The following is a 26,958-nucleotide window of genomic DNA, read 5'->3' as shown; positions in this document are numbered from 1 at the left end:
GCCGGCTGACCAGTATTTAAGATAGTGTTTCACAAAAGGATCAAGAAGCGGGGGATCGGGTTGAGCGTGATTGCGGAATGGAACGAACAACTGCAAATATGCCGGGAAAAGCTTCAATTGAAGGAAAAATGGGAGCGCAGACTGTCGAATCTGAACATTGATCTGGAAGATGAAAACCGTCGCAGGGCTGAATTGCTGGATTTGCTCCGTAAGGAAGAGGCGGATGCAGAAAAGCTGAAGACGGCATCGTTCTCTCAATTTTTCCTGAACCTGTTCGGCCGTCTCGAAGATAAGCTGCGGATGGAAGAGCGTGAAGCCGCGGAAGCGAAACTCCGATACGATGCCGCTGAGTCGGCACTTGCCGCAATACACAGGGAGAAAACCGTTGTAATCGCTCAATTGTCTGAAGTTAACGATGTGGAAAGCCAGTACGCGCGTTTGCTTACAGACAAGGAATCCTGGATAAATGAGCATGATCGTCAAACCAGTGACAGGCTGGAGGAATTATCGCTCCAGATCGGCACCACGAGGGCGATCGCCAAGGAATTGCTTGAAGCGGTTTATGCAGCTGAAGAAGTAAAGGCAGCACTGACAAAAGCGGAAGAAACACTTACATCCGCTCAGAATTGGGGAACGTACGACATGATCGGAGGGGGTTTCATCGCTACTGCCGTGAAGCATGGCAGGATCGACGAGGCCGCCGCGCATGTTCAGGATGCACAGCATGGCTTGCGAAAGCTTGACAAAGAACTGCGCGATATCAATTGGGATTCGAATGCGGCAGGTGTTAATATGAGCGGTATGCTCGTGTTCGCGGACTTTTTCTTCGACGGTCTGATCTCGGATTGGATCGTGCAGGGTAAAATCAGTTCTTCTCTTGAGTCTGTACAACGAAGGCTGGAAGAGATCAGCGGGCTGAAAGCTCGCCTCACGCAGGAAAAAGTGCGATTAGACAACAGCATCGCCGAATTAACAACGCAGCGTAAGCTTCTTTTAGAGCGGTTCGAACCTGGAAAGGAAGGATAGTTTGTCCCATTCCGGCATGCGCAAGCCTGAAATCTCTAAATTCTCGCAGCCCGTCGTGGACCCGCTTTTTTATGTTCTGACCGGAACTTCCTTATTGTGCACGCTTCTCATCGTTGTGCGCATTGTGCCGGCAGATCGGGTTCAGTATACTTTCTTACTTTGGAATCTGTTTCTGGCCTGGCTGCCGCTGCTGGTCTCCATGGCCGCCATTATCCTGACCCGGCTCAACAAGGGCGCTGAATTGGCGGCGAGCCTTGTACTTTGCGGCATTGCCTGGCTCCTTCTTTACCCGAACGCCCCTTACCTGACGACTGACTTGATCCATCTCGTGTTTAATCCGGATTATGCCGCATACAACCGTGATGGATTGCTGATCTGGTACGATCTTGTCCTTTTCTTTTTGTTTTCATGGTGCGGGCTGCTGTTAGGCTATCTGTCCATGCGGCATTTTCACGAGATCGTAAATTTTTATATGAATCCGGTCTTAGGTTGGTTATTCGTATTGAGCGTCGCGTTTCTCGGAGGATTCGGCATTTACTTGGGACGGGTGATCCGGCTGAACAGCTGGGATATTCTCAATCCGCTGCGGCTCGCGGCAGGCATCCTCGAAGGCATTAGTCTTCGCTCCGCCGTGTTTACGGTGTTGTTCGGGACATTGATCTTGATTGTCTACTTGTCACTCTACATGCTCGGTGTGAGCCGGGCACCTGCGAAGGACAAGAATCGCATATGAATGAGATTGATGGCATACTAGTAGTAAAGTACTATCATGTTCATAAGCTTCGGAGCCTTAGTGTCAACGTAACCCCGATTCGGGATTTGCGAACCATGATTAAAAGGTCCCCCTGTGAGATAATAAAGGTTAGAGAGAGGAGACGATGGTCATGAGTTTTTTGAAGAAGATTACCGACAGCGTCAGTAAAGGGGTCTCGTCTGCGACCGAAAAAGCGCAGCAAACGGTGGAAATCACCCGAATCAATTCTCAAATATCAGGTAAGCGCAAAGAAATTGAAAGATTATACGCAGATATTGGCGAAGCCGTGTACAGCGCGTATCGGGCACATGATTTGTCGTTGGCTGAGGCGAAAGTCATTCCTCTATGCGAGGAAGTCGCGGCCATACATGAAGAGATTAACGCGCTGGACGACCGCATTAAGGAGCTCCGCAACGAGAAGGATTGTGTTTGCGGGGAGCGCGTAACTTACGATGTGCGATTCTGTCCGTCTTGCGGTCATCAGTTTCCGGAGCCGGCTCAGATTCGAACGGAAGAAGCCCCTCCGGCCAGCGAAGAGCCAGCAGTTGCTCCTGCAGCAGACGCCATCGGCATGGAGCCGCCCGCAGAGGCCGCTGACGCGATACACGCGGCGGATCTGTACACAGAGGAGACGGAAGAACTGCCGTCACGTCATCAGAGGCCGCAGCTTTGCCATAACTGCGGCAGCAGGCTGGAGGCAGACAGCCGTTTCTGTCAGACCTGCGGGAAAGCCGCGTATCAATAAATAAGCCAAAAAACCTTGCCGGCGTCGGCAAGGTTTTTTAGACCAGCGGGCTCATCTTACCAGAAACCGGCCCGAAGGATGATTACCAGCAGGATGAAGAGAACGAGAGCGAATGCGGCCGTTCCGTGGAAACCATAACCTGCAACAGGATAACCCATTGTTCAAACCTCCTTGTGCCAGTAATGGTGAATCACAATGTCAGCATATGGCGGGGGGCAGAAGGTCTCCTGTGCTCTTGTACCGGAAAAGGGGATGAGACCCCATTTTTCAGCGGATGACCCGGTTGAATATCGAATGTCTAACGCCTCGCGAATGTCGCGGAGCGTTTTTTCTTTGCTTTTTTCGGTTGATTTCATTCTGCCTTTCGCACAGCCCGAAGCAAGGGCATATGTTGAAGTACAAACGAAACGCGCAGGTTGGAGGGACGGAACAATGGCTTCGTTTTTCGATGGCGGTCCGCTGCCCGACTGGGACGAGATCAAGCGAATGCTGGCACGCGATTTTCCATGGAAGCTGGTCGAGCAGTGGGAGAAAAGCAGCGATACGGACTGGCTGAGTAAGTATATTAAGGATTTTTTTAATAAGGTAAAGCCCGAGGACCAGGCCCGCACTGAGAAGGCCAGCACTAAACAATGGATCCGTATGGAAACCGTGAAGAATGCCAAGTCTGTCAGCGTAACTGTCCGGCTCCCCCCCAATACGGATATGCGGCGTATGCAGTTATTTGCCACTTCAGAACGCCTTAAAGTTACGGGACTTCCGAACGATTCGTCCCAAGCGATCCGATTTCCTTGCTTGGTATACCCCCGCTCTGGTAAGGCTCAGATGAAAGGTGACGAGCTGGTGGTGCGTTTCCGCAGAAGGCCTCCGTCGACATCGGAACACGAATTGTTTATCCGCACGTAAATGGTATAATGCTAGAGAAAACGGTCTATTCAGCTTATTACGAGGCAATGTTTATCGCATAGGGAGGCAGCTTTCGTGGAATTGGTAGATATATCAGAAGTATCTCCAGCGCTGTTTATCGTAGGCGCACTTTTTATTCTGCTCATCGGATCAGCTTTAAGTCTCGGCGTATTGAGGTTGTTCCAGGAAAAGAAAACCCAGGGCATCTGGCTGCTCGTTCTTGCCGTTGTTTCCGTTGCGGCTCTAGTTGTCGTCATGAATACATGGTTCGTATAATTTGACGGACCCCCCCTTTTTCCTGCATAGTTAAAAAAGATAAATCCTCAATACGGGAGGGTAGCCTGGTGGGAACGACTGAAGAAATTGTGCGGCAAATGTCCCAAAAAGGGCTGCGGATCACGGAGCAGCGGCGTACGCTCGTCAAGCTGTTCGACGAGACATCCGGCTATTTGACGCCCAAGGATGTTTATGAGCACATGCAGCAGCTTTATCCGGGCCTCAGCTTCGATACCGTGTACCGCAATCTTCGTATGCTTCTGGATATGGAAGTCGTCGAACAAGTGCTGTTCGAAGACGGAGTGAAGTTCAAGCTGCGATGCGAAGAGGAACATCATCACCATCATATGATTTGTCTTCAATGCCAGAAGACGCTGCCGATCCGTTTCTGTCCGATGACGGGAACCGACGTGCCCGGCGATTTTCAGGTCGTGAAGCACAAATTTGAAGTGTTCGGAATTTGCGGTGACTGCCGGGAGACTGAAGTACCCGGTTCCGCAGCCAATGAAGCTTCCTCTGCCGGAGGGTAACCGGTATGCTTCGACGAACGCTGCAGGCTCCGATCCATTTTTACCGTAAATTCATTTCGCCGCTCACGCCGCCTTCTTGCCGGTTCGCTCCGACTTGTTCCGCTTATGCGCTTGAAGCCATAGAGGTGCATGGGGCGTTGAAAGGTTCTTACCTGGCTGTGCGCAGAATCTGCAAATGCCACCCTTTCCATCGCGGCGGCTTCGACCCCGTGCCTCCGGCGAACAAAAGGGAAGGCTGAAGGTGTGCGTCGCTTGACATCGGTAAAGGAAGTCGGTAATATTTTTGGCAAATAGTTGATATTTTCCGTTGAAGGGATAAGTACGAAGAATGTGGCCTGTAGCAGAGAGCCGGGGCAGCTGAAAACCGGTACAGGGCAGCTTCGAAAAATGGTCCTCGAGGAATTGTCTCCGAGCAAGCGCAGCCGGTTTCCGCGCTTCGTAAGGGGATGACGTAGTTCCGGCGTTAACGGACAATTCTTAATGAGCCTCCAACCGGCAATACGGAGGAAAATTGGGTGGTACCGCGTGAGTAACAGCTCTCGTCCCATACGGACGGGAGCTTTTTGTTTTTTTCATCAGTTAAGGAGATGAGATCAGATGGCACAAACGGATAAAACCTTTTACATCACGACACCGATTTATTATCCCAGCGACAAGCTGCACATCGGCCATGCGTATACGACGGTTGCCGGCGATGCAATGGCGAGGTACAAAAGGCTGCGGGGTTTCCAAGTACGTTATTTGACGGGAACGGACGAGCACGGGCAGAAGATTGAGCGCAAAGCCAAGGCAGCAGACAAAACGCCGCAGCAGTTCGTGGACGATATCGTTGCGGGAATCAAAGAGCTGTGGCGAAAGCTGGAAATTTCCAACGATGATTTCATTCGGACAACGGAGTCTCGTCATAAGAAATCCGTGGAGAAAATATTTGCGCAGCTGCTGGAGCAAGGTGACATTTACAAAGGTACTTATGAAGCTGGTATTGTACGCCTGACGAAGCGTTCTTTCTGGAGCGTCAATTGGTTGACGGCAAATGTCCGGACTGCGGACGTCCCGTTGAGTGGGTGCAGGAGGAAAGCTACTTTTTCCGGATGAGCAAATACGCCGATCGCCTGCTGGCTTATTATGAAGAGCATCCTGATTTCATCCAACCCGAGTCGCGGCGCAACGAGATGATCAATAACTTCATCAAGCCGGGTTTGGAAGATTTGGCCGTTTCCCGTACAACTTTCGATTGGGGCATCCCGGTTCCGGGTGATCCGAAGCACGTCGTTTATGTGTGGATCGATGCTCTGTCCAACTATATTACGGCGCTGGGTTACGGGTCAGATAATGATGAACTGTACCGCAAGTTTTGGCCTGCAGACGTCCATTTGGTCGGGAAAGAAATCGTACGTTTTCATACGATCTATTGGCCGATCATGCTGATGGCGCTTGGTGAGCCGCTTCCCAAGAAAGTGTTCGCTCACGGCTGGCTGCTGATGAAAGGCGGCAAAATCTCCAAATCCGTCGGCAATGTGGTGGATCCTGTCACATTGATCGACAAGTATGGGTTGGACGCCGTTCGATATTACCTGCTGAGGGAAGTGCCGTTCGGAGCGGATGGAGCTTTCACGCCGGAAGGCTTCGTCGAGCGCATCAACTTTGATCTTGCCAACGACCTCGGGAATTTACTGAACCGCACAATAGCGATGATTGACAAGTATTTCGGTGGAGTGGTTCCGGAATTCGAGAACGGTTTGACCGAATTCGACCGGCAGCTGGAGGAGGTGGCGCGGGCAACCGTCGAGAAGGTGGAGGCCGCCATGGAAAACATGGAGTTTTCCGTCGCCCTGCAATCGATCTGGAGCTTCATCGGAAGAACGAACAAATATATTGACGAGACCAAGCCGTGGGCGCTTGTCAAAGACGAAGCGAACAAGGCTGAGCTTGCTTCGGCAATGGGGCATTTGGCTGAAGCGCTGCGCTTCGTTTCCATTCTCATTCAACCTTTCCTGACGCAAGCGCCCGCCCGGATCTGGTCGCAGCTTGGTATAACGTCAGGACGGAATACTTCGTGGGAGAGCTTGAGCAGCTTCGGTTCGGCACTAGCCGGTACAGCCGTAGTGAAAGGCGAGCCGATCTTTCCTCGTTTGGAGCTGGCGGATGAAGTGGCTTGGATAAGCCAATCGATGAGCGGTGGCACGGCGTCTGCTGCTGTTGAGGCGTCTACGGAGTCGGCGCCGGGAAGCGCTGCGAGTGCTGCTGAGGACGCGGCGACGCCGCAAGCTGTACCTGAGCTGAAGCCCGAAATATCGATCGACGATTTCGCCAAGCTCGAGCTTCGCGTCGCCCAAGTGGTGGCCTGTGAGCCGATCCCGAAAGCGGACAAACTGCTCAAGCTGCAATTGGACCTCGGTTTTGAAACCCGGCAGGTCGTATCCGGGATTGCCAAGCACTACAAGCCCGAAGACCTCGTCGGACGCAAAGTGATCTGCGTAACCAACCTGAAGCCCGTCAAGCTTCGGGGAGAGATGTCGCAAGGTATGATTCTCGCCGCTTCGCAAGGCGATCAGCTCACATTGGCGACCGTCCCGAACGACATGCCGAACGGTGCGATCGTGAAGTAACTAAAGGAACTGAGTTCCGCTATACGTCATGCAAAGGGGTGAATGCGCCCGATAACGGAACTGAGGTTCCGTTATTTTTCTTTTTGGGAGCTGATTAGTTGGGTTTGGGTCGACTCGCAAAAACAGCTGTAAGGCGGTAAAGCCGTCTTGCAGAGTACGAAAGGCTCGCAAAAATTGCTGTAAGGCGACAAAACCGCCTTACAGAGTGTAGGTCGCTCGCAAAAAGAGCTGTAAGGCGGCAAAACCGTCTTGCAGAGTACGAACGGCTCGCAAAAACAGCTGAAACGCGGCAAATCCGCCTTACAGAATGCAAGTCGCTCACGCAATCAGCAGTAAGTCCGGTAACGTCATGTTGCACCGAGGCAAGCTTGTTTGCGTTGACAGGGCATGATAGGGGGGATATAATCAATTTTGTTAATAAAAATGATTACGATTAAGAGGAGTTGATCATGAGTTTGAAACCAGCCCGTATCCTGCCGATCATAGCCCTGTGCGCCATGACCGTCCTGTCCGCTTGCGGCAGCGGAAGCGCAAAATCCGATCTGGTCGAGGGAAAAGTAAACGTAGTGACCAGCTTCTATCCGCTCTATTACTTTGCTTCCGAAATCGGCGGCGACCGGGCCAATGTCGTTAATTTGATTCCGGCCGGAGTGGAACCGCATGATTGGACGCCCAAAAGCGGAGACATTGACACAACTTCCAATGCTCAATTGTTCCTGTATAACGGAGCGGGATTGGAAGGCTGGATGGAAGGGTTTCTGAAAGGCCTCGGCTCTGACAGCAAAGTGGTGACGGTAGAAACCAGCAAAGGGATCGACCTTATCGAGGGAAATCCGGAAGAAGAGGGCCATCACGCAGACGAAGCAGAGCCCAATACGGGTGAACAGCATGCGTCGGCAGAACACGACCACTCCGGCCTCGAGGTGGATCCGCATACTTGGGTGAGTCCCCGATCGGCGATGGTAATGGCCGCCAATATTTTCGATGCTTACGTGAAAGCGGATCCCGATCACAAGGCAGAGTATGAAAGCAGGTATGAGGACTTAAGCAGCCGTCTAAAGGCGCTGGACAGCAAGTTTAAAGACGGTTTGGCCGGGTTCGCGAAAAGGGATATCGTCGTGTCGCATCAAGCCTTCGGATACTTGTGCAGGGATTACAAACTGAACCAGGTGGCGATCATGGGACTTTCTCCGGAGGCGGAGCCGAGAGCGCAGGATTTGCTTCAGATCACGCAGTTTGTGAAGGAACACGATGTTCGTTATATCTTTTTCGAGGAGCTTGTCTCCGATCAGCTGGCCGAGACTTTGGCGGCGGAAGCGAAAGTGGACACACTCGTTCTCAATCCGGTGGAAGGCCTGACGCCCGAGCAGGAACAAGCGGGCGACAATTACTTCACATTGATGGAACGGAACTTGGAGAACTTGCAGAAGGCTCTGCAGTGTCTACGATAGAATAGCGTTATGAAAGGAGGGACCTCTAATGAGCAACAGCGCGGTGATGGAGCCGTTGGTTCAGCAGAGCGGGTTTTGCCACAGGGAAATTATTAAATTGGACGGGGTGTCCTTTTCCTACGATTCCAAGCGTATTCTTAATGATATATCGTTTACCGTGCAAGAGCGGGATTTCATCGGTTTGATCGGTCCCAACGGCGCGGGCAAAACAACGCTGCTGCGAATGATCGTCGGCCTCATCCGTCCGCAGCAGGGCAGCATTTCGCTTTTCGGCGTTCCTGCAGATCGTTTCAAGGATTGGAATCAGATCGGTTATGTCCCTCAGCGAAATAACTTTAATCCTTTGTTCCCGGCAACGGTCCGTGAGGTTGTACTCTCAGGTTTATACGGACGCAAAAAGCTGTTTCGGCGCATTACACGGGAGGATGCCTCCCGCTGCGAGGACGCGCTCGAAACGCTGCATATCGAAGATCTGGCGGATAAGCGGATCGGCGCTCTGTCCGGCGGGCAGCAGCAGCGTGTTTTTCTGGCGCGCGCGCTCATCAACAACCCGCAGCTTCTGATTTTGGATGAACCGCTGTCCGGGATCGACAGCGAGACCCAGCAAAGCTTTTTCCAACTGATCCGGCACATGCACCAACGGCACAATATCACATTCTTAATGGTATCGCACGATATAGAGATGGTTCGTTCCTATCTCGGACAAGAGCCAAAAGAAAAGAGCGGAAAGCTGTCCTTCTATGTCCGGCACTCCCATGACCTGGAAGATTGCGCAGAGACCGACTTGCTGCATTCCCTCCGGAAAGAAGGTTAAAGCCGCTTGAATATTTTAACTCTAGAATTTTTTCAAAGAGCGCTGATCGGCGGCGCACTGATTGCGGTAACGGCCCCGTTGATGGGGCTTTTCCTTGTGCTCAGGCGGCTGGCGATGATCGGCGATACGCTCGCGCACGTCAGTATCGCGGGTGTGGCGCTCGGCTTCCTGCTTAACGTCTACCCGGTTGCGGTCGGTCTTTTGTTCGCCATTGCAGCTTCATTCGCAATTGAAGTGCTGCGGCGTGCCTATCGAACTTATGCAGAGCTCTCTATTGCCATCATTATGTCAGCCGGTATTGCGTTGGCTTCGATCTTATTTACGTTAGGGAAAGGTTTTAATTTAAACGTAAGCTCCTATTTGTTCGGCAGCATCTACACGCTGAACAGTACGGATCTGGCTGTTATTGCGGGTGTTACGGTCATCGTGCTGACGATGGTGCTCGTGCATAAAAAAAGAGCTGTTCCTGCTCACATTTGACGAGGATGCGGCCGCTGTCAGCGGTTTACCCGTGAAATATTTCAATATCATGCTCAGCATATTGACGGCTCTGGTTATAAGCGCAGCCATCAAAATCGTCGGAGCGCTGCTCGTGTCCGCGCTGCTTACCATACCGGCAGCTTGCAGCTTGGCGTTGTCACGCAGCTTTAAGCAGGCGGTCATCCTGGTCGTCATTATCGGCGAGATTGCGGTATTAACGGGGTTATGGATGGCTGGAATATGGAATTTGGCGCCGGGCGGAACGGTTGTCATGCTGTTGATCGGCATACTGGCCATGTCGCTCATGACACGCGCCTTCCGGGTATAACGGAGAGGAGGTACGGGTTTGGCTGATCTTAACATCGGAATTGCGTTTGCCGCCGGGTTTGCTTCATTTATTTCGCCTTGCTGCCTGCCGCTCTATCCGGCATATTTGTCCTATATTACAGGCGTTTCCGTAAGCCAGATCAAGACGGATACCAGCTCGAGCATGCGCTTCAAAACCATGAGCCACACGCTCTTTTTCATTCTCGGTTTTTCCGTCGTCTTCTTTGCGCTCGCGTACGGAGCCAATGCGCTGGCAGACACCTTCATAGAGTACCAAGATACAATTCGGCAAATATCCGCCATCTTTATCGTATTGATGGGCCTTTTTCTCCTGGGAATCTTTCAACCCCAGCTGCTCATGAAAGAGAAAAAGTTGAATATACGGTGGAAGCCTGCGGGATACGTCGGCTCATTCATTTTCGGAGTCGGTTTTTCCGCAGGATGGTCCCCTTGCATAGGTCCGATTCTGGGCTCGATCCTGCTGCTTGCCGCCAGTAATCCCGGTACATGGGCAGGGCTGACGACGGCCTACTCTCTGGGGTTTGCGGTGCCGTTTTTCGCATTGGCTTTTTTCCTCGGATCTACACGATGGATACTGAAATATTCAAATATGCTCATGAAAATCGGCGGCGTTATGATGATCCTTATGGGTATTCTGTTGTTTACCGACCGGATGAGCTATATCGTCATTTACTTGCAGAGAATTACACCGGTGTGGCTGGGCTGAGCCTAAGTGAAATACTCAATTCGAGCTGCGGGAAAATGTTCGAAGATCCGCTCCGTAATAAACTCCCGCAGCGCCTCTGCTTGTTCATCGGGATACACGTATTTGTGCTGCCCCAGCGCCCCATTTTTTCTTCCGCTTCGCCTCGTCCATTTCCAGCTTGCTCTTGGGATATCTTTTCTCGATCGTCGTTTTCGCCGTTTTCGTGAAGCGGTGCTGAATCAATTCGAACGTCAGATCCTGACATGCTTCTGCAGGCACAGCCTCAGCCAGCTTGGCCAGCAGCTCCCCGTAGCCTTGCTGCCAATCGTCGTACCAGATGATCGGCGCAATGATGAAACCAAGCGGATAACCGGCCCGAGCGATTTTGCCCGCCGCTTCGATTCTCTCGTGGAATCGCGAGGTGGCAGGCTCGAAATTCTTGATCACATAATCGGCGTTCACGCTGAACCGGATACGGGTGTGTCCGTTATGCCGCAGCGGCAGGAGAGAGTCGACGTGATGATATTTGGTCACGAAGCGAAGACGGCCAAGGGGCTGGTCAGCCATAAAGGTGATCGCCTCTGCCAGCGACCCGGTTAGATGCTCGAGCCCGATGGGATCAGACGTACACGCGGCTTCAAAACGGGTAATCTCCGGCGCGCGCTCTTTGATATAATTTTCAGCAGCATCTAATATGTCATCCATATTCACATAAACGCGGATATACGGCTTTCCGCCTAACGTCGTCTGCAAATAGCAATAATGGCAGTGGCCCATACAGCCGGTTGCAATCGGCAAAGCGTACTCGGCTGACGGCTTGGATTGATCGAATTTAAGCGTTTTGCGAACACCTACCACAAGCGTGCGTTTTGCAATTTTATACTTTTCAAGCTCCGTTTCTCCCGGCAGATTCGTAATCCGGTTGTGAGACGTCGTCATTTGATAAGGCAGACCCCGCTCTTTCACCCATTCCATAATTTTCCGGCCTTTCAGGTAATCGAGAGCAGCGGGCTCGAAGTATACGAGCTCCGGCACGAATAACCCGGTCTCCCTGGGAACGCGCGGAGGAACCATTACTGTAGCGGTCATCGAAAACATGTCATCCTTTCCGTATGTAACCGGTCTGTTTCCCTAATATGCGACAAAAACGTCGCACTGATTCCATATTAGGCATTGAGACTTGCTCCTGCCCGGACTGCGGTGTATGATATCTTAAGTGCGGCGATAGGGTGCAGTCTTATCCGCCGGAAACGGCATTCGAGAGGCAAGAAAGGGGGATTCGCTTTGCCGACCCCAAGCATGGAAGACTATCTGGAACGGATTTACCGGTTGATCGACGAGAAAGGATACGCCCGTGTGTCCGACATCGCCGAAGGATTGGAAGTCCATCCCTCATCGGTAACGAAGATGATCCAGAAGCTGGACAAAGACAACTACTTGATTTATGAAAAATATCGCGGTCTTGTCTTGACGAACAAGGGTAAGAAGATGGGCAAACGGCTTGTGGACCGTCATCACCTTCTGGAGTCGTTTTTGAAAATAATCGGTGTCCAGGAGGAGAATATCTATCGCGACGTGGAAGGAATCGAGCATCATCTCAGTTGGGACTCGATCACCTGTATTGAAACGTTGGTAGAGTATTTTGAACGGGATGCATTGCGGGGCGACGAACTTCGTAAAATACGATCCGAGCTGGACAACGATTGACAGTCAATCTATACATAAAAGCCGTTCTCTGCCGTACTGTGCGTGCGGAAGGAACGGCTTTTTAATTGTATTAGCGGGAAACGATGCGGCATATGTTGAAAGCGAGAGCGTATGCTAGCGCTGATCAAGCGGAGGGGATTCCTCATGCAGGTCATTCCTGTTAATGCGGTGTTCGAGGGCGGAGGAGTCAAAGGGATATCTTTGGCCGGCGCGGTACGTGCGGCTGAAATGTGCGGAATACGCTTTAACAGGCTCGCAGGCACATCTTCCGGCAGTATCGTCGCCGCTATGATTGCAACCGGGTATTCCGGTGCGGAAATGAAGCAAATTATCGAATCCACGCCTTTTAGCTCCTTCTTGAAGCGGGCGGCCATTTTTAACACGAAAATTATCGGGCCTGCCGTCCGTTTATTTTTGCGTAAAGGATTATATTCCGCTGACGGCCTTGAACAGTGGGTGAGCGAGCTTCTGGCCGCGAGAGGCGTTCGTGTGTTCGGGGATCTGCCGCCGGGGAAGCTGCGGATCATCGCTTCGGATATTACGAACGGCAAGCTGCTTGTCCTGCCGCAGGATGTTGCGGCCTACGGACTGGATCCCAACCGGTTCCCGGTGGCAAGAGCTGTTCGAATGAGCTGCAGCATTCCTTATTTTTTCGATCCGGTCGTCCTCCGGGAGCCCCTCCGTTTTAAAATTCACCGGTCCAAAGGGGCTCTGAAAGCCGCGAAAATATCGTATGTTGTCGATGGGGGGCTGTTAAGCAATTTTCCGCTTTGGTTGTTCGAGAACGATGTCCTGTCGGGGTCCCCGATTCCGGTCATCGGCTTCCAAATGGTTGGGCGTTCCGAAGCTCAGCCGCATCGTATATCAGGACCGTTCACCATGCTTCAAGCGATGTTCGATACGATGATGAGCGCCCATGACGAGCGGTATATCGAACGCCAGAACCGGATTCGCACGATCAAAATACCGACGCTGGGCGTTTCTACGACACAATTCAATGTTAGTCCTGAAATGAGTGAAAAGCTGTATCAGTCAGGTCTGTCGGCGGGTCAGAAATTTTTCAACTGCTGGAACCCGAGATCCGGTATGTTGAACATTTCTATCAAATCGCAGCCGCAAAAAAAACGCGTGACCGGCAGCTCTGCATATGCCGGTCACGCGTTTTCTATGCTTATATTCAGTGGTACCGCGGCGGTTCATCTTCTTTGTTCTTGCGCCCCTCGATCACGGTAAAAGGCGACGCTTTACGTTTGGCCGGTTTAGCGGCGGTCCGCAAAGGTTGAGGACGGTTCGGACCCGGAGAATAACCCCGGTAGCGGGGCTTCCTCCAACGGTCAGGCGGAAATTTATACAGCAGGAATACGATAGCCACAATTATCAGGGGAATGATTAAACTCTGGGCTCCCCCGTTAAGCAACATGCTTACTAGTCCGATTGCCATCAGCGCGAGCACGATGGTGAACCAGGGGTGAATTCGGCTTCGCATAGGATTACCTCCCTTAGGATGGGTTAACCTGCCGGTCCAACTCTCTCATCCGGTTAAACGAAGCAATGGATACGGCGACCTGATCGTCACTCGGTTCTTTGGTCGTGAGCAGCTGCAGCCACAGACCCGGTGCGCCTAGCCATTTCAAAACCGGTATATCCCGAAGCGCGTTCGTCCATCTTAGAACCTCATAGGAGACTCCCAACACGACCGGCAGCAGTACGATCCGTTGTATTACGCGTTCGGTCAACGATTGCCAATCAAAGAACGAATAGATGATAATGCCGACCAGCACTGTGAAAATAATAAAGCTGCTGCCGCACCGGTAATGCAGGCGGCTGTACTTCTGCACCGAGTCCACGGTGAGTTCGGATCCGGCTTCAAAAGCGCTGATGACTTTATGTTCCGCGCCGTGATATTGAAACAGTCTTTTGATGAGCGGAGTCTGTGAAATGAACCAGAGATAGATGAGCAAGAATATGATTTTGATAACGCCTTCCAACAGGTTGTGCAATATCTTATTCGTAAATGCGTGTCCAAAGATCATACTTTCTAAAAATGTCGGAACAAGAGTGAACACGAGTTTGCCTATAATAAAAGAGAGTACACCCACAACAGCCACGCCGAGGATCATCGTAAGGTTCCAACCGCTCTTTTCCTTCTGTTTGGCGGCTTCCTCAGGGCCCGACTCGTCTTCCGCGTACATTTCGGCGGAATAGGTCAAATGCTGCGACCCTTTGGCTGCGGATTCAACAATTCCGATGATTCCCCGGATAAACGGAATCTTCTTGAGCTTTTGCAAAAAATTCTGCGGCTTTTTCGGTACTTCAAAAAAACTGATCTGCTGGTCCTTGCGGCGTACTGCCGTTACATGAACATGTTTACCGGCAAACATAACGCCTTCTATTACAGCCTGTCCGCCATAGACTGCGGTCGGTTGTTGAGACATTCATCTGTCACCTGCTTCTAATAGGCTCTGGGGCTGCCCGGAAGCAATACCCAAGTATATCTATTTTACAGGATTGCAGTGCAGAATGCCACCGGATAGTTTTCTTGGAAGCGCCCCGTATGATACAATCTCTGGAGAGGTTTACCGGAAGCGGATCGGCGATCAACATTCATCCGTGATACCGGTAACGGGAGGAGAAAGGTCATGCTCAGCATTTTGGTGTTAAACGGTCCGAATCTCAACATGTTGGGCGTCCGGGAGCCCGGCGTCTACGGATCTTTCACCCTCTCCGAGATCGAATTGCGGCTGCGTGCGCTGGCAGAAACACTGGGAGTCGAATTGCATTTTTATCAGTCCAACCACGAAGGTTCTCTAATCGATCAAATTCACGGGGCACATGGGAGGCATGACGGCATCCTTATCAATCCCGGAGCATTGACCCATTACAGCTATGCGTTACGAGACGCTTTATCGTCAGTAAGCGTTCCTGCTGTGGAAGTACATATGTCCAACATTCATCAGCGGGAACAGTTTCGGCACACCTCCGTAACAGCGCCGGTAACGATCGGACAAATTGCCGGTTTCGGCCCTCATAGTTACGAACTGGGGCTGCAAGCGCTGTGCCGGCATATTAAATCATAGCTCTGGCTAGAGAGTGAGGGAATTGTATAATGTCAAACGCTCGTGTAACCCGGTTACGGGAACTGATTGCCAAATCAGGCGGAGACGCTCTGCTCGTAACCCACGCGATTAATCGCAGATATTTGACCGGCTTTACGGGTACTTCCGGTGTCGTGCTCATTTCTCAGGACCGTGCGGCGTTTCTAACGGATTTTCGTTATCGGGCGCAGGCCGCCGAGCAAGTGAAAGGCTTCGACATTGTCGAGCATGGTGCAGACGTCAATGTAACGGTAGCGCAACTATTGCGGCAATGGGGCGTACAGGTTCTATTGTTTGAAGACCGGGATGTCACCTTCGCCGCCTATTCCAATCTGACGAAAGCTTTCGATCCTGTGAAGCTTAAACCTGCAAGGCGGAATCGTCGAAGGCTTGAGGATGGTCAAGGACGAAGGCGAAGTCGCGATCATGCAGGAGGCCGCCGATCTGGCGGATCGCGCATTCGCACATATTCAGAGCTATATCAAACCCGGTGTTACTGAAGCCGCAATCGCTCTGGAGCTGGAAGTGTTCATGCGCAGTCAGGGAGCAACGAGCTCTTCATTTGACACAATCGTAGCTTCCGGCGAACGTTCTGCGCTGCCGCACGGCGTCGCAAGCGACCGTGTTATCGGCCGAGATGAATTCGTGAAACTTGATTTTGGGGCATATTACAAAGGATATTGCTCGGATATTACTCGTACGGTAGTTGTAGGCAAACCTTCCGATAAGCATAAAGAGATTTATGACATCGTCAAAGAAGCGCAGCAGTACGCACTCGACCATCTGGCTCCCGGTATGACGGGGATGGAAGGCGATGCCTTGACGCGGGATATCATCACAAGGTATGGTTATGGTGAATATTTTGGCCATGGGACGGGCCATGGACTCGGAATGGAAATTCATGAGGCGCCTCGGCTGTCGTTAACAGGCGATATCGTTTTAACCCCCGGCATGGCGGTTACGGTCGAGCCCGGCATTTACCTCCCCGGTTTCGGAGGGGTAAGGATCGAGGACGATGTAATACTGACAGATACCGGAATCCAAATACTTACCCGCTCACCTAAGCACCTGATCATTCTGGACTAATTGGGAGCGGCGTCTCTACAGGAGGGAATTTTGCAGTGATTTCCGTAAACGACTTTAAAACAGGCGTATCAATTGAGGTGGACGGCGATATTTACTCCGTTCTCGACTTTCAGCACGTAAAACCGGGCAAAGGCGCGGCGTTCGTCCGCTCCAAGCTGAAGAACCTGCGTAACGGTAACGTTGTTGAGAAAACCTTCCGTGCCGGCGAGAACGTCGGACGCGCTCACGTCGAGAACCGCGGCGTACAATATTTGTACAACTCCGGTTCCGAGTACACGTTCATGGACAACGAAACCTACGATCAATTCAATCTCGACAAGAAGCAATTGGAGTGGGAGGTCAACTTCCTCAAGGAGAACATGACCGTTAACATCTCCAGCTACCAAGGTGAAATTATCGGGATCACGATTCCCAACAGCGTAGATCTCAAAGTTATCGAGACCGAGCCCGGAATCAAAGGCAACACCGCAACCGGCGCAACTAAGAATGCTAAGCTGGAGACGGGATATAGCGTACAAGTCCCTATGTTTATTAACGAAGGCGACGTACTCTCCATCGACACGCGTGAAGGACGTTACATGTCCCGCGCATAACAAGCTCGAAAAAACCTTGTTACTGCCGCATAGCCGCGGTATTAACAAGGTTTTTTTATTTTGTTTTTTCTTTTTTTGCGTGTGTGCTGCGCTCAAATTCTTAGATAAAAGTTATAGTTTTTGGCCCAATATTATTATGTTATAATAGACTGCTGTATGCAGAAGTTCTTTTGAGGAGTGACTATCGGTGTCGTTGATCGTGATGAAATTCGGCGGAAGTTCCGTCGGCACCACGGAGCGGATGGCACGCGTTGCGCAGCGGATCGTAGACAAGAAGCTGCAGGGCCACCGAGTCGTTGTCGTTGTGTCGGCGATGGGAGATACAACGGATGATCTCATTGATAAAGCGAGAGAATTGAATGATAACCCGCCATCCAGAGAAATGGATATGCTGCTGACAACCGGAGAGCAGATCTCGGTTGCACTGTTATCGATGGCGATCCATAAGATCGGACATGAAGCCAAGTCTTTTACAGGCTGGCAGGCAGGAATCGTCACGGAAGAAGTCCACAGCAAAGCCAAGATCAACGATATATCGCCGGCGCGTATTCATACCGCGCTTGATCAGGGCTGCATCGTCATCGTTGCCGGATTCCAAGGAATGTCGGAGAACGGAGAAATCACGACACTCGGCCGGGGCGGCTCCGATACGACTGCCGTAGCGCTCGCCGCAGCGGTGGGCGCCGATGTATGCGAAATCTACACGGACGTAGACGGCATTTATTCAACGGATCCGCGTGTCGTTAAATGTGCGCGGAAGTTAGATGTCATCTCTTACGATGAAATGCTGGAGTTAGCTCATCTTGGCGCTGCGGTGCTTCATCCCCGCGCCGTGGAATATGCGAAGCTTTATAAAGTCAATCTTGTCGTACGCTCAAGCTTCACGCAAAATGAAGGAACGTTGGTCAGGGAGGAAGCGGAAATGGAACAGGGCATTGTGGTACGGGGAATCGCATTTGATAAGAACGTTGCCCGCATCAGTGTGTTGGGCGTTGAGGATACTCCTGGCGTGCTCGCCAGAATGTTCGGAGCCCTCGCGGCGGCAGGCATCGATGTCGATATTATCGTTCAAAGTGGTGTAATGCACGGCAAAGCGGACTTTTCTTTTACAGTATCGTTGGCTGACCGGGCTCGCGCACTTGATGTAATTGCAGGTATTAATACCGAAGTTCCTTACCGCGAGGCGACTTTCGAAGAGAACCTCGTCAAAGTGTCGATTGTCGGCGCGGGCATGGTGTCGAATCCGGGGGTAGCCGCAAAAATGTTCGAGGCGATCTCCAAGGCCGGTGTCAGTATCAAGATGGTAAGCACTTCTGAAATTAAAGTTTCGTGCGTCATTGCCGCCGAACCGGTGCAGGAAGTCGTTCGTGCGCTTCACACCGCTTATGGCTTGGATACGGCTGAAACAGCTTTCGTCGGCGGTCCTCAAGAACGCAGGTAACCGAATATTCATGTTTTAACAGCCCTTCTCCTTGTCGTAAGACAAACGGGAAGGGCGTTTTTGTTGTCTACTTGCCGACAATGAACGAGATGATCTTGAGCAGCAATGCGGTCAGCCCGGCAGCCATCAAAGGTCCGACGGGAATTCCTCTTAAGAAAATGATACCCGAGATCGACCCGATCACAATGCCCACGATGAGCTGCGGGTCCACTTTCAACAAGTCTAATCCCCGGCTGTTAAGATAAGTGGCAATCGCGCCTCCCGCAAGCGCAACCCATCCTACCCAGCTGGTCAAGGCTCCAACGATGTCCTTCAGCTGGACACGGCCTGATGCGAAAGGAACCAGAACCGCCAAAGTGAGGAACAGCAGTCCGAATTCCATGCCGCGCCTTTCAATGGACGGCAAGTATCTTTGCAGGTGCACCAGCTTGACGATTAATAGGATGCAGGCGGCGGTCGTGATAATAGGTGAACGGCCTAATAGACCGATTACAATAAGTGCGACCAGCACCAGCTCTCCGTTCATGTATGCGACACGCTCCCTCAGTGGGTGCCGCCCGATGGGCGGTATTTCTTTTTAACACGATATGGAACAAGCCCCGCGTTTAGAACGCGAGGCTTGTAAGCCGTGTGGATCAGATCATATAATCTACAGCCACGGTGCGCTGTAATTCAAACGTATCGGATCGCAGTCCGCGCCGCATCGTCTCCAATGCGATCACGTCCTGTACCGGAATATTACCCAGATGCACATCCGGGCCGAGTGATTTGATCAACGCCACTTGCTGTTCCTTCAACGGGGCTTCCCACAGAACACGGTTCAAATTAGGCATTACATTCAAGATCACGTTCAGGTCCCCCTCGCGGCAGTCACCCCTTTCGTCGAACAAGCCGACGCCTCTGCCCGATTCCCTGGCCTCAACCGTGACCAGATCCGCGCCGCACAATAAATCCTGTTCGGCGGTTTCGGCGAAATCCTTCACATTAATGCGCGAGCCGAATATCTTTTTTCCGTATTCCGTAAACACCCGCAGCCCGAGAGCCACCCCTTCCTTTATCAACTCGTTTCGCTGCTCGCGGTCCAATGAGATCGTGCCGTCTGAAACTTCAATGCCGTTAAAGCCCACAGATGTCACCTGGTGGAAGAACGCCGGCACTAAATCCAGCTTCACGGCGGTTTCCAGCAGTGTCCCGCCCGGTATTACCGTCATTCCATGACGCAAAGCAAGCTCGATCTTTTCGCGCAATATATGCAGCGGGTACAGCGGTGATGTGCCGAAGCCGAATTTGACGATGTCAATATAGTCTCCGGACGTGTCCAGTAAATCCGCAAAAGCTCCAAGTCCGAGGCCTTTGTCGATTACCATCGTGCAGCCCTTATCACGAGGTTTAGCTTGCCTGCGTCCGCTGGGATCGCACAAAGCTTTAGGCCACGCGGGGCTAAGTGTCTTTTCCATAGGCGTCTCTCCTCGCTTGATCAAAGAATGGGAGGGGTGGATTTCACAAAGCCAATATATGCATCAGCCTATTGTTAGGTGCCCTGACAAGCGCCGCCGGTAAGCGCAGAAAATCGCAGGACTCAGACAAGTTGCCCGGCCTGCCTGCATACAATCGGAGAAGGACAAGATCAGAAGGGGAAATGCGTATGGATAAAGCGGCTTTTAGTATGGCGTTGCTTCGGATATTATCCGGCAGTATCGAGCTGACAGCGGCATTCGTGATGCTTCGGTTTAATGACGTTCAAAAAGCGCTGATCATTAATTCGATGCTCGCTTTAGTGGGACCGCTCATTCTTATCTCGACTACGACAATCGGGCTGGTCGGTTTGTCGGACAAGCTTTCGCCGGTTAAATTCATTTGGATCGCGGCGGGGGTATCCTGCTTGCTGATCGGAATTTTGCGAAAGTGAACGATAGCCGGTTCGGCGCCGGCCAAGCATGCATAATCCTTTTGTCCGAGCCATACATATGAACAAGCAAAGGACAACTTCTGTCGGAAAGGGGGTCCCCGATGCCGCAGGCCTTAATGGATTTATTCCCGGCTGCGCTGCGCACCGTGTTGGAGAAAATTCCGATACAGGCGTCTGATACGTTGGAGGAAATACGCATACGCGAACAACGTCCGCTTGAAATCAGCTACGGAAGCCGAACGTCTTTTGTTCGAGCGGATGGAACGCTGACAGACGACCATCGAGCGAGTTTTATTCCTGGGCGCGAAGAATGCCGGGCGTTCCTCGAAAGAGTTACGAACCACTCCCTTTACGCGGTGGAGGAAGAGCTGCGCAGAGGTTTCGTTACCGTGTCGGGAGGTCATCGGATCGGTCTCGCCGGCAGGACGGTGCTGGAAAAAGGGTCTGTCGCCTACCTGCGGGACATCGCAGGTTTTAACGTTCGAATCGCGCGTGCGCGGATCGGTTTTGGTTCGGGGGTGCTGCCCGGCTTGCTGGACTTTAAGGCGAAGACGATTCGGCACACACTCATCGTATCCGCTCCGCAGCAAGGGAAAACAACGCTGATCCGGGACTTGGCGAGATGCATCAGCTCGGGAGAGTGGAATCATCCTTCGGCAATGGGCTGGGGCGGACGCAAGGTCGGCATTGTAGACGAGCGTTCGGAAATCGCAGCCAGTGAGCGGGGGGTTCCGACATTTGATCTAGGCCCGCGCTGCGATGTGTTGGATGCATGTCCGAAAGCGGAAGGCATCATGATGATGGTCAGATCGCTTTCTCCGGAAATTATCGTCGTCGATGAAATCGGACGGACTGAGGATGCGGCGGCTCTGAATGAAGCCATTCATGCCGGCGTTCGAGTACTGGCTACCGCACATGCTTCGGATCTTGAAGACGTGTTTGCCCGCCCGGTATTGTCGCGTCTCGCGGCGGACGGTGTGTTCGGTTCCTATGTTCTTCTGTCGCGAAGCGGAGGGAAGGTGCTGCACCGGATCGTATCGGCTGAAGAAGCGGCTGCAGAGGCGGCGCGCCGGTACCGTTCGCGTGCCGGAGCGGCTCCGCGCGATGCTCCTAACGTGCGCATTCGTGCTCCCGATCCGCATGCTGGAGCAGGTGACGGCCATGATTAAGTTCGCGGGTATCCTTTTGATTCTCTTCGCGGGTACGATGATCGGTTTCCTTCAAGCCGCAAAATTCGCGGCCCGCCCGCGGCAAATCCGGCAGGTGCTTCATGCGCTCCAGCGGCTTGAAACGGAAATCAGCTACGGACAAACCCCGCTTGCCGAGGCTTTGTCCAGAATATCGGAACTGGTTCCTGTCCCCATGAGCCGTATTTTCGCCGACATTTCCCGGTCCCTTCGTCCTGAGGCCTCCGGGGCCGGAGAAACCGTCAGCGAATGCTGGCAAAGGGCGGTTAACGCCGGATGGCCCTCCACCGCAATGAAAGAGGCGGAGCGGGAAGCTTTCCTCCGGTTGGGAGCCACACTCGGCGGCAGCGGCCGTGAGGAACAGCTGAAACATATCCGGCTCGCCATGCTGCAGCTGCAGGCGGAAGAAACGACCGCACGCGAGGATCAGCAGCGATATGAAAAGCTGAGCCGCAGTCTGGGGGTGCTCGGGGCCGCCCTGGTCGTCATTCTGCTCATTTAATACAGGGGGGCCGCAACGATGAACATCGACGTCAGCACCATTTTCCAAATCGCCGGCATCGGCATTATCGTGGCGATGATTCATACGGTGTTGAAGCAGATGGGCAAGGAAGATATGGCACATTGGGTAACCGTAATCGGATTTGTAGTCGTGTTGTTCATGGTTGTTCGCCTGCTGAACGATTTGTTTCAGGAAATCAAAACGATATTTCTTTTCCAGTAGGTGAGGATCGGTGGATATCCTTCAAATCGTCGGCATCGGCTTTCTCGCAACCGTACTCATTCTGGTCATACGGGAACAAAAACCGATGTTCGCCTATCTGCTCGCGGTGTTTGTCGGTGTGGCCATCTTTCTATCGCTCATCGGCAAGATCGGCGACGTGGTATCCGTATTGGAAGATCTGGCCGATCGCTCAGGCATACCTTCCGTATACCTGAAGACGATGTTAAAGATTATCGGAATCGCCTATATCGCGGAATTCGGGGCTCAGATCGTCAGGGACGCCGGATTGGAGAGCATTGCATCCAAAATTGAGTTTGCCGGTAAGATGCTTATTCTCGTCATGGCGGTGCCCATTATCAGCGTCATCGTCGAAACGGTGTTGAATTTGCTGCCGGTGTGACGGGATTGCGAGGAATGGGGGGAGAACATGCGCCGGCAGACGAGGATTTGGATACGCAGAGGAATCCTGCTGCTTGTGACGATGTTCTTCATCTTGGCTGGAGGCTTGACAGCGGACGCTTTCACCGGAGAACCCGGCGCCGGCGATGCCGTTCAAGGGACAACCTCGCAGCCTGAAGTTGCGGAGACACTTGCCAAACGGCAATCGGAGGATGTCAATCTCCAGCAGATCGAGAAATATTGGATGGACTTAAAGGCTCAATACGGCGGGTATTTCCCGGAAGGCAAGCTGCCCGAGCTCCGAAGGTTGATGTTTCCCGATGGAGAGAGTTGGAGCCTCGGCCAGGCACTGTTCGGAGTCGTCAGGTTTTTTCTGCACGAAGTGCTGTACAGCAGCAAGCTGCTCGTAACGATCGTGCTCCTTACGGTCTTCACCCTGCTGCTCGAGACGATGCAGAACGCTTTCGAACGCAACACCGTCAGCAAAGTGGCGTACGCCATCGCTTACATGGTACTTATTATTCTCGCCGTCAACAGCTTCCGCACCGCCACCTCCTATGCCGGCGATGCGATCGGCAATATGGTCCAGTTCATGCTGGCCATGGTTCCGCTGCTGCTGACCTTGCTCGCCGGCACCGGCGGTGTGACCTCCGTCGCTATAATGCATCCTCTAATCGTCTTCATGGTCAATGCGATCGGCACATTCATTCACCTGGTCGTGTTTCCCTTGCTGTTCTTCTCGGCGGTGCTTCACCTTGTGAGCTCCATTACGGATCGGTACAAGGTCACTCAGCTGGCGAATTTGCTTCGCAACGCCGGCACTTGGATCATGGGCGGAATGCTTACAGCGTTTTTGGGAGTACTCTCGATTCAAGGAGCCGCCGGAGCCGTAACGGATGGAGTCGCACTGCGCACCGCCAAATTCGTCACCGGCAATTTCGTGCCGGTCGTAGGACGTATGTTCTCGGATGCCGCAGACACCGTAATGTCAGCCAGCTTACTCGTGAAAAATGCCGTAGGATTGGCAGGCGTAATCATCTTACTCTTTCTTTGCGCGTTCCCGGCTCTCAAAATATTAACGCTGGCACTGATCTTCAATGTTGCGGGAGCGGTCATGCAGCCTATGGGAGATTCGCCGATCGTGCAATGCCTGCAGACGATAGGAAAAACCTTGCTGTATGTGTTTGCGGCTCTCGCGGCGGTAGGATTGATGTTCTTCCTTGCCGTAACGATCATTTTGACTGCCGGCAACGCCGCGCTGATGATGCGCTAGAGGAGAGGGGAATACCGATATGGCATTGATGGATGCGCTGGCCGGTTGCTTCGCCAAATCATTGCCGTCATCCTCCTCGCATCGCTCGTGGATCTGCTGCTTCCCAACCGCACCATGCAGCGTTATGTGCGGCTGGTCGCCGGGCTGTTCATTTTGCTGACTGTGGCAGGACCGGTTCTGCAATGGGTGAAAGGCGATTTCAGCAGCCAGTTGGCGGCAGGAATGGAAGGCGTGCAGCAAGTGCCTGCAGGATCCGCCGATCAGCTGGCAATGATCGAGAAAGAAGGTGAGAGGTTGCGCGACAAGCAAGACATACAGGCCGCTGACCTCGTGTCTGCGAGACTTGCGGCAGCGATCCAGAATGAAGTGGAGCAGAATGAGAATTGCAAGGTTCGCAAAGTTGACGTGCAGACGACACGAACTGCCGACGGCAAATGGACGGTAGACACGGTGACGGTTCTGCTTGAGCCGGAACAGGATGATTCCCGGCCCGCCGGCGAACCTCCCCCGATCGGCGACGTGATACCGGTTGCGGAAGTTAACATAGACGTCTCAGTGAACGCCTGGCCGCGGGATGAAGAGCAGCCAGCCGCCGAGACACCGCAAGACTCGGAGGAAACGCCCGCCGATCGTCCGACCCAGCTGCGTATATCGGAGTTCATCTCCAGCAGATTCGGCATTGCAGCCGAGATCGTTGAAGTCCGGCAAGCTCTGCACCGTTAGGCGGCCCGTCATCACAAAAAGGGAGGTGTACGATGGCAAAATGGCTGCAGCAATTGGAATCGTTCATCAGCGGAGGTTCCGGCGTAGGTTCAGGCGGAGCTCGGAGAGTCAAAGCTTTCCGCCTGCTCATCCTGATCGGTTTGATCGGAGCGGCCTTGCTGCTCGCCGCCTCCCTGCTGAACGTCAAAACGGTTGACCCGGCTCAGGATCCGGACTTTTCTCCGCCGCATGACGAAGATGTTCCTCAAGCGGAGGCGTTCTTACCGAAAGAGGACAAGAGCAATCCTTTTACCGACATCGAAACCCAATTCGAAGGCCGGCTGAAAGATTTGCTGGAATCGATGGTCGGCGTAGGCACCACGGATGTTATGGTGAACGTCGACTCGACGGAAGAAACGATCGTGCAGCTCAATGAGAAGCAAATGTCTGAAATCACCGATGAAACGGACCGTAACGGAGCGCGCAGACACATCACAAATATAACCAAAGACGGCCAGGTTGTGTTGTACGATATTTCCGGCGACGGCAAGCAGTCTCCCATTATAGTGAAGAAGCTCAAACCTCGTATAAGGGGCGTTATCGTTGTCGCCAAAGGCGCAGAGAACGGCACCGTTCACAAGCTGATCGCCGAAGCGGTATCCCGCGGGCTCGACGTGCCGATCCACCGGATCTCCGTCGTTCCTCGTAAAACCTGACCGTTCGCATTTTATAAAATCTGGGAGGAATGAACGAATGAATAACAAACGCCAAACAATCTGGCTGGTGTCGATGCTGAGTCTCATGGTCATACTATCGGCCTATTACTTGTTCACGGAAGACGTATCGCCGGCTCAGAACGCAAGCGACAATACCGAACAGACGGGTGCTCTTGGCCCGACAGGCTCGCCGGACACGACGCAGGACGGGATGGAGCTTTCGGAAATCAATCCGATCACGGAGCTGGGTACGGATGACGTCTCCGACACTGCCGGCACTCAAGACAATGCGAAGGATGAGGCGAAGGGCAATACGAAGGATGAGGGTAGTATAGACGAAACGGCCACGTTGTCGCCTGAAGACGAAGCGGTCTTAGAACAGGTGGGAAATTCTAAAGGCAGACAGCTTCTGGATAACCTGCAAAGAGAAAGGAAAGAAAATCTGAGCAGGATGGAGGAGCAGTTGGAGGCCATTTACGCTGCAGGGAAGTCCAGTCCGGAAGAAGCGAAGACTGCGGCTGAGGAGCTTACCCGTCTGCAGGATATGGATGAGAGAATCACGAGTCTGGAAGACAAGCTGCTTCTGGACTTCGATAACGCCGTCGTCACGGAAGAAAAGAGCAATTACAAGGTCATCGTCTTGTCCGATAAGCTGGAGAAAAAGCAAGCGGTCGGCATTCTCGATCTGGCTTTGAAGGAACTCGCTGTTACGCCTGACCGGGTGACGATCGAGTATGTGAAGACAAGTTAAGTTATCGTCAAAGTTTAAAGCAGAACAAGGGATACCGCTCAGCAGAATCGCTTATGCTGAGGGTGTCCCTTGGCGCATTTTCGGCATTATTCAAATGTTTTCGTGCGATCTGAGCGGTTGAACCCAAGCGCTCTCTACTATTTACGGCTCTTTCCATTTCAATCGAGTGTGGTATAATAGTTCCGTTATGGCAACGAACAGGCTTTCTTTAGACGGGGCAGCCCCGAATCAAGGAGTGACCGACATGTTTAAGCTTAGTGAAATCAAAGAATTGATCAAATTGTTAGACCAAACATCCGTACACGAATTGGAAATCGAGAATGAAGCATGCGTCTGGCGATCCGCAAGCCGGGACGTACAGAGATCGTGAATGTGCAGACCGCGCCGGCTTCTCATACATATCTGCCTGCAGCTGCGACCCCGTCGTTACCGCCTGCTGCTCAGGGCGCACTGGTTCCGGACGCGAAACCCGCAGCTGCCGACACCTCTCATTTGCATCGCATCGTGTCTCCGATGGTCGGCACTTTTTATCGCGCCCCATCACCGGACGCAGCCGATTTCGTTAATGTAGGCGACAAAGTGACCGACAAAACCGTCGTCTGCATCCTCGAAGCGATGAAGCTGATGAATCCGTTGGAAGCGGAAGTAAAAGGCGAGATTGTGGAGATTCTTGTGGAGAACGGCCAGCTGGTAGAGTTCGGACAGCCGCTCTTCCTCGTTAAACCGGAATAATCGCCGAGGAGGCTCTCAC

General features: G+C 52.6%; 29 protein-coding genes and 5 pseudogenes. 28 read left to right on the top strand and 6 right to left on the bottom strand.

What is annotated here, in order from left to right:
* Positions 1-60: 60 nt before the first annotated feature.
* The 3 genes from SD71_RS22640 (at position 61) to SD71_RS22635 (ending at position 2,525) form a co-directional block, all read left to right on the top strand.
* Positions 61-1,026, top strand: a complete 966-nt coding sequence (locus SD71_RS22640; RefSeq protein ID WP_052476448.1) for a hypothetical protein — start codon at positions 61-63, stop codon at positions 1,024-1,026.
* 1 nt (position 1,027) lies between these two features.
* A complete protein-coding gene (locus SD71_RS20140; RefSeq protein ID WP_052476447.1) occupies positions 1,028-1,759 on the top strand; it encodes a DUF1361 domain-containing protein in 732 nt (243 codons plus the stop codon).
* A 151-nt stretch (positions 1,760-1,910) separates the two neighbouring features.
* Positions 1,911-2,525: a zinc ribbon domain-containing protein gene (locus SD71_RS22635; RefSeq protein ID WP_052476446.1), complete on the top strand. Its 615-nt coding sequence runs from the start codon at positions 1,911-1,913 to the stop codon at positions 2,523-2,525.
* Positions 2,526-2,581: 56 nt separating this feature from the next.
* Here the strand turns inward: SD71_RS22635 and SD71_RS23330 are convergent, their stop codons facing one another.
* On the bottom strand, positions 2,582-2,683 hold the full coding sequence (locus tag SD71_RS23330) for a sporulation protein YjcZ (RefSeq protein ID WP_082034374.1): 102 nt from the start codon (positions 2,681-2,683) through the stop codon (positions 2,582-2,584).
* Between the two features lie 274 nt (positions 2,684-2,957).
* Here SD71_RS23330 and SD71_RS20130 point away from each other — a divergent pair, with 274 nt between their 5' ends.
* The 9 genes and pseudogenes from SD71_RS20130 (at position 2,958) to SD71_RS20090 (ending at position 10,645) form a co-directional block, all read left to right on the top strand.
* Positions 2,958-3,431, top strand: a complete 474-nt coding sequence (locus tag SD71_RS20130; RefSeq protein WP_152619525.1) for a hypothetical protein — start codon at positions 2,958-2,960, stop codon at positions 3,429-3,431.
* 75 nt (positions 3,432-3,506) lie between these two features.
* The gene (locus SD71_RS20125; RefSeq protein WP_041067305.1) at positions 3,507-3,707 is read left to right on the top strand and encodes a hypothetical protein; all 201 of its coding nucleotides are present in this window, start codon (positions 3,507-3,509) and stop codon (positions 3,705-3,707) included.
* A gap of 68 nt (positions 3,708-3,775) precedes the next feature.
* A complete protein-coding gene (locus tag SD71_RS20120) occupies positions 3,776-4,237 on the top strand; it encodes a Fur family transcriptional regulator (protein ID WP_041067302.1) in 462 nt (153 codons plus the stop codon).
* 5 nt (positions 4,238-4,242) lie between these two features.
* Entirely contained in the window at positions 4,243-4,476 is a 234-nt protein-coding gene (yidD, locus tag SD71_RS20115) for a membrane protein insertion efficiency factor YidD (RefSeq protein WP_041067299.1), read from the top strand.
* A 358-nt stretch (positions 4,477-4,834) separates the two neighbouring features.
* Positions 4,835-6,846 (top strand): annotated as a pseudogene (gene metG / locus SD71_RS20110) (methionine--tRNA ligase).
* 449 nt (positions 6,847-7,295) lie between these two features.
* Positions 7,296-8,297 (top strand): metal ABC transporter substrate-binding protein, encoded by a 1,002-nt coding sequence (locus SD71_RS20105; RefSeq protein WP_041067296.1) that lies wholly within the window; start codon positions 7,296-7,298, stop codon positions 8,295-8,297.
* Positions 8,298-8,325: 28 nt separating this feature from the next.
* Positions 8,326-9,111 carry a metal ABC transporter ATP-binding protein gene (locus SD71_RS20100; RefSeq protein ID WP_407637561.1) on the top strand — a complete coding sequence of 262 codons (786 nt, stop codon included), beginning with the start codon at positions 8,326-8,328 and terminating at the stop codon, positions 9,109-9,111.
* Between the two features lie 6 nt (positions 9,112-9,117).
* Positions 9,118-9,919, top strand: a pseudogene (locus tag SD71_RS20095) (metal ABC transporter permease).
* A gap of 18 nt (positions 9,920-9,937) precedes the next feature.
* Complete coding sequence (locus SD71_RS20090) at positions 9,938-10,645, top strand: cytochrome c biogenesis CcdA family protein (protein ID WP_041067294.1); 708 nt, start codon at positions 9,938-9,940, stop codon at positions 10,643-10,645.
* 2 nt (positions 10,646-10,647) lie between these two features.
* Here the strand turns inward: SD71_RS20090 and splB are convergent.
* Positions 10,648-11,713 (bottom strand): annotated as a pseudogene (gene splB, locus SD71_RS20085) (spore photoproduct lyase).
* A gap of 195 nt (positions 11,714-11,908) precedes the next feature.
* Between splB and mntR the strand changes: the two are divergent.
* Together mntR and SD71_RS20075 are read left to right on the top strand one after the other, a co-directional pair.
* The gene (gene mntR, locus SD71_RS20080; RefSeq protein ID WP_041067291.1) at positions 11,909-12,331 is read left to right on the top strand and encodes a transcriptional regulator MntR; all 423 of its coding nucleotides are present in this window, start codon (positions 11,909-11,911) and stop codon (positions 12,329-12,331) included.
* Between the two features lie 144 nt (positions 12,332-12,475).
* A complete protein-coding gene (locus SD71_RS20075; protein ID WP_326998798.1) occupies positions 12,476-13,564 on the top strand; it encodes a patatin-like phospholipase family protein in 1,089 nt (362 codons plus the stop codon).
* Here SD71_RS20075 and SD71_RS20070 read toward each other — a convergent pair.
* Together SD71_RS20070 and SD71_RS20065 are read right to left on the bottom strand one after the other, a co-directional pair.
* A complete protein-coding gene (locus SD71_RS20070; RefSeq protein ID WP_041067288.1) occupies positions 13,509-13,817 on the bottom strand; it encodes a hypothetical protein in 309 nt (102 codons plus the stop codon). The genes SD71_RS20075 and SD71_RS20070 overlap by 56 nt on opposite strands.
* Positions 13,818-13,830: 13 nt before the next feature.
* Positions 13,831-14,766, bottom strand: a complete 936-nt coding sequence (locus SD71_RS20065) for a DUF1385 domain-containing protein (protein WP_041067285.1) — start codon at positions 14,764-14,766, stop codon at positions 13,831-13,833.
* Positions 14,767-14,970: 204 nt separating this feature from the next.
* Between SD71_RS20065 and aroQ the strand changes: the two genes are divergently transcribed.
* The 4 genes and pseudogenes from aroQ to SD71_RS20045 all read left to right on the top strand — a co-directional run bounded on the left by aroQ (position 14,971) and on the right by SD71_RS20045 (position 18,546).
* Positions 14,971-15,408: a type II 3-dehydroquinate dehydratase gene (gene aroQ / locus SD71_RS20060; protein WP_041067282.1), complete on the top strand. Its 438-nt coding sequence runs from the start codon at positions 14,971-14,973 to the stop codon at positions 15,406-15,408.
* A gap of 29 nt (positions 15,409-15,437) precedes the next feature.
* Positions 15,438-16,512 (top strand): annotated as a pseudogene (locus SD71_RS20055) (M24 family metallopeptidase).
* A gap of 35 nt (positions 16,513-16,547) precedes the next feature.
* Complete coding sequence (efp, locus tag SD71_RS20050) at positions 16,548-17,105, top strand: elongation factor P (RefSeq protein WP_041067279.1); 558 nt, start codon at positions 16,548-16,550, stop codon at positions 17,103-17,105.
* A 187-nt stretch (positions 17,106-17,292) separates the two neighbouring features.
* Positions 17,293-18,546 carry an aspartate kinase gene (locus SD71_RS20045; protein ID WP_041067276.1) on the top strand — a complete coding sequence of 418 codons (1,254 nt, stop codon included), beginning with the start codon at positions 17,293-17,295 and terminating at the stop codon, positions 18,544-18,546.
* A gap of 67 nt (positions 18,547-18,613) precedes the next feature.
* Here the strand turns inward: SD71_RS20045 and SD71_RS20040 are convergent, their stop codons facing one another.
* Entirely contained in the window at positions 18,614-19,072 is a 459-nt protein-coding gene (locus tag SD71_RS20040) for a DUF441 domain-containing protein (protein ID WP_041067273.1), read from the bottom strand.
* Positions 19,073-19,181: 109 nt separating this feature from the next.
* Positions 19,182-20,003 carry a phosphosulfolactate synthase gene (gene comA, locus SD71_RS20035; protein ID WP_041067270.1) on the bottom strand — a complete coding sequence of 274 codons (822 nt, stop codon included), beginning with the start codon at positions 20,001-20,003 and terminating at the stop codon, positions 19,182-19,184.
* A 182-nt stretch (positions 20,004-20,185) separates the two neighbouring features.
* Here comA and SD71_RS20030 point away from each other — a divergent pair, with 182 nt between their 5' ends.
* The 10 genes and pseudogenes from SD71_RS20030 to accB all read left to right on the top strand — a co-directional run bounded on the left by SD71_RS20030 (position 20,186) and on the right by accB (position 26,939).
* On the top strand, positions 20,186-20,455 hold the full coding sequence (locus SD71_RS20030) for a YqhV family protein (RefSeq protein WP_041067267.1): 270 nt from the start codon (positions 20,186-20,188) through the stop codon (positions 20,453-20,455).
* Between the two features lie 101 nt (positions 20,456-20,556).
* Positions 20,557-21,624: a stage III sporulation protein AA gene (gene spoIIIAA, locus SD71_RS20025; RefSeq protein WP_082034373.1), complete on the top strand. Its 1,068-nt coding sequence runs from the start codon at positions 20,557-20,559 to the stop codon at positions 21,622-21,624.
* The gene (gene spoIIIAB, locus SD71_RS20020; RefSeq protein WP_041067264.1) at positions 21,617-22,144 is read left to right on the top strand and encodes a stage III sporulation protein SpoIIIAB; all 528 of its coding nucleotides are present in this window, start codon (positions 21,617-21,619) and stop codon (positions 22,142-22,144) included. The genes spoIIIAA and spoIIIAB overlap by 8 nt, the downstream gene beginning before the upstream one ends.
* A gap of 18 nt (positions 22,145-22,162) precedes the next feature.
* A complete protein-coding gene (spoIIIAC, locus tag SD71_RS20015) occupies positions 22,163-22,366 on the top strand; it encodes a stage III sporulation protein AC (protein ID WP_019007235.1) in 204 nt (67 codons plus the stop codon).
* A gap of 10 nt (positions 22,367-22,376) precedes the next feature.
* Positions 22,377-22,766, top strand: a complete 390-nt coding sequence (gene spoIIIAD / locus SD71_RS20010) for a stage III sporulation protein AD (RefSeq protein ID WP_041067259.1) — start codon at positions 22,377-22,379, stop codon at positions 22,764-22,766.
* Between the two features lie 27 nt (positions 22,767-22,793).
* Complete coding sequence (spoIIIAE, locus tag SD71_RS20005; protein WP_041067256.1) at positions 22,794-24,038, top strand: stage III sporulation protein AE; 1,245 nt, start codon at positions 22,794-22,796, stop codon at positions 24,036-24,038.
* A 45-nt stretch (positions 24,039-24,083) separates the two neighbouring features.
* Entirely contained in the window at positions 24,084-24,761 is a 678-nt protein-coding gene (locus tag SD71_RS20000) for a stage III sporulation protein AF (protein ID WP_041067254.1), read from the top strand.
* Between the two features lie 32 nt (positions 24,762-24,793).
* Complete coding sequence (spoIIIAG, locus tag SD71_RS19995) at positions 24,794-25,456, top strand: stage III sporulation protein AG (protein ID WP_041067251.1); 663 nt, start codon at positions 24,794-24,796, stop codon at positions 25,454-25,456.
* Between the two features lie 37 nt (positions 25,457-25,493).
* Positions 25,494-26,207 carry a SpoIIIAH-like family protein gene (locus SD71_RS19990; RefSeq protein WP_041067249.1) on the top strand — a complete coding sequence of 238 codons (714 nt, stop codon included), beginning with the start codon at positions 25,494-25,496 and terminating at the stop codon, positions 26,205-26,207.
* Positions 26,208-26,451: 244 nt separating this feature from the next.
* Positions 26,452-26,939, top strand: a pseudogene (accB, locus tag SD71_RS19985) (acetyl-CoA carboxylase biotin carboxyl carrier protein).
* The last annotated feature ends 19 nt before the right edge of the window (positions 26,940-26,958 follow it).

It is taken from the genome of Cohnella kolymensis (genome assembly GCF_000829465.1).
In the GTDB taxonomy this organism is placed as follows: Bacteria; Bacillota; Bacilli; order Paenibacillales; family Paenibacillaceae; genus Cohnella; species Cohnella kolymensis.
Note: the sequence above shows the minus strand (reverse complement) of the source record. Positions and strands in the feature narration are given on the sequence as shown.

Bases quoted from the DNA above. Each gene is read 5' to 3' on its own strand.
- SD71_RS22635 (WP_052476446.1), top strand. From the start codon at position 1,911: ATGAGTTTTTTGAAGAAGATTACCGACAGCGTCAGTAAAGGGGTCTCG.
- SD71_RS23330 (WP_082034374.1), bottom strand. From the start codon at position 2,683: ATGGGTTATCCTGTTGCAGGTTATGGTTTCCACGGAACGGCCGCATTC.
- SD71_RS20130 (WP_152619525.1), top strand. From the start codon at position 2,958: ATGGCTTCGTTTTTCGATGGCGGTCCGCTGCCCGACTGGGACGAGATC.
- yidD (WP_041067299.1), top strand. From the start codon at position 4,243: ATGCTTCGACGAACGCTGCAGGCTCCGATCCATTTTTACCGTAAATTC.
- SD71_RS20105 (WP_041067296.1), top strand. From the start codon at position 7,296: ATGAGTTTGAAACCAGCCCGTATCCTGCCGATCATAGCCCTGTGCGCC.
- SD71_RS20100 (WP_407637561.1), top strand. From the start codon at position 8,326: ATGAGCAACAGCGCGGTGATGGAGCCGTTGGTTCAGCAGAGCGGGTTT.
- SD71_RS20075 (WP_326998798.1), top strand. From the start codon at position 12,476: ATGCAGGTCATTCCTGTTAATGCGGTGTTCGAGGGCGGAGGAGTCAAA.
- SD71_RS20070 (WP_041067288.1), bottom strand. From the start codon at position 13,817: ATGCGAAGCCGAATTCACCCCTGGTTCACCATCGTGCTCGCGCTGATG.
- SD71_RS20065 (WP_041067285.1), bottom strand. From the start codon at position 14,766: ATGTCTCAACAACCGACCGCAGTCTATGGCGGACAGGCTGTAATAGAA.
- aroQ (WP_041067282.1), top strand. From the start codon at position 14,971: ATGCTCAGCATTTTGGTGTTAAACGGTCCGAATCTCAACATGTTGGGC.
- SD71_RS20040 (WP_041067273.1), bottom strand. From the start codon at position 19,072: ATGAACGGAGAGCTGGTGCTGGTCGCACTTATTGTAATCGGTCTATTA.
- comA (WP_041067270.1), bottom strand. From the start codon at position 20,003: ATGGAAAAGACACTTAGCCCCGCGTGGCCTAAAGCTTTGTGCGATCCC.
- SD71_RS20030 (WP_041067267.1), top strand. From the start codon at position 20,186: ATGCGTATGGATAAAGCGGCTTTTAGTATGGCGTTGCTTCGGATATTA.
- spoIIIAA (WP_082034373.1), top strand. From the start codon at position 20,557: ATGCCGCAGGCCTTAATGGATTTATTCCCGGCTGCGCTGCGCACCGTG.
- spoIIIAB (WP_041067264.1), top strand. From the start codon at position 21,617: ATGATTAAGTTCGCGGGTATCCTTTTGATTCTCTTCGCGGGTACGATG.
- spoIIIAC (WP_019007235.1), top strand. From the start codon at position 22,163: ATGAACATCGACGTCAGCACCATTTTCCAAATCGCCGGCATCGGCATT.
- spoIIIAE (WP_041067256.1), top strand. From the start codon at position 22,794: ATGCGCCGGCAGACGAGGATTTGGATACGCAGAGGAATCCTGCTGCTT.
- spoIIIAG (WP_041067251.1), top strand. From the start codon at position 24,794: ATGGCAAAATGGCTGCAGCAATTGGAATCGTTCATCAGCGGAGGTTCC.
- SD71_RS19990 (WP_041067249.1), top strand. From the start codon at position 25,494: ATGAATAACAAACGCCAAACAATCTGGCTGGTGTCGATGCTGAGTCTC.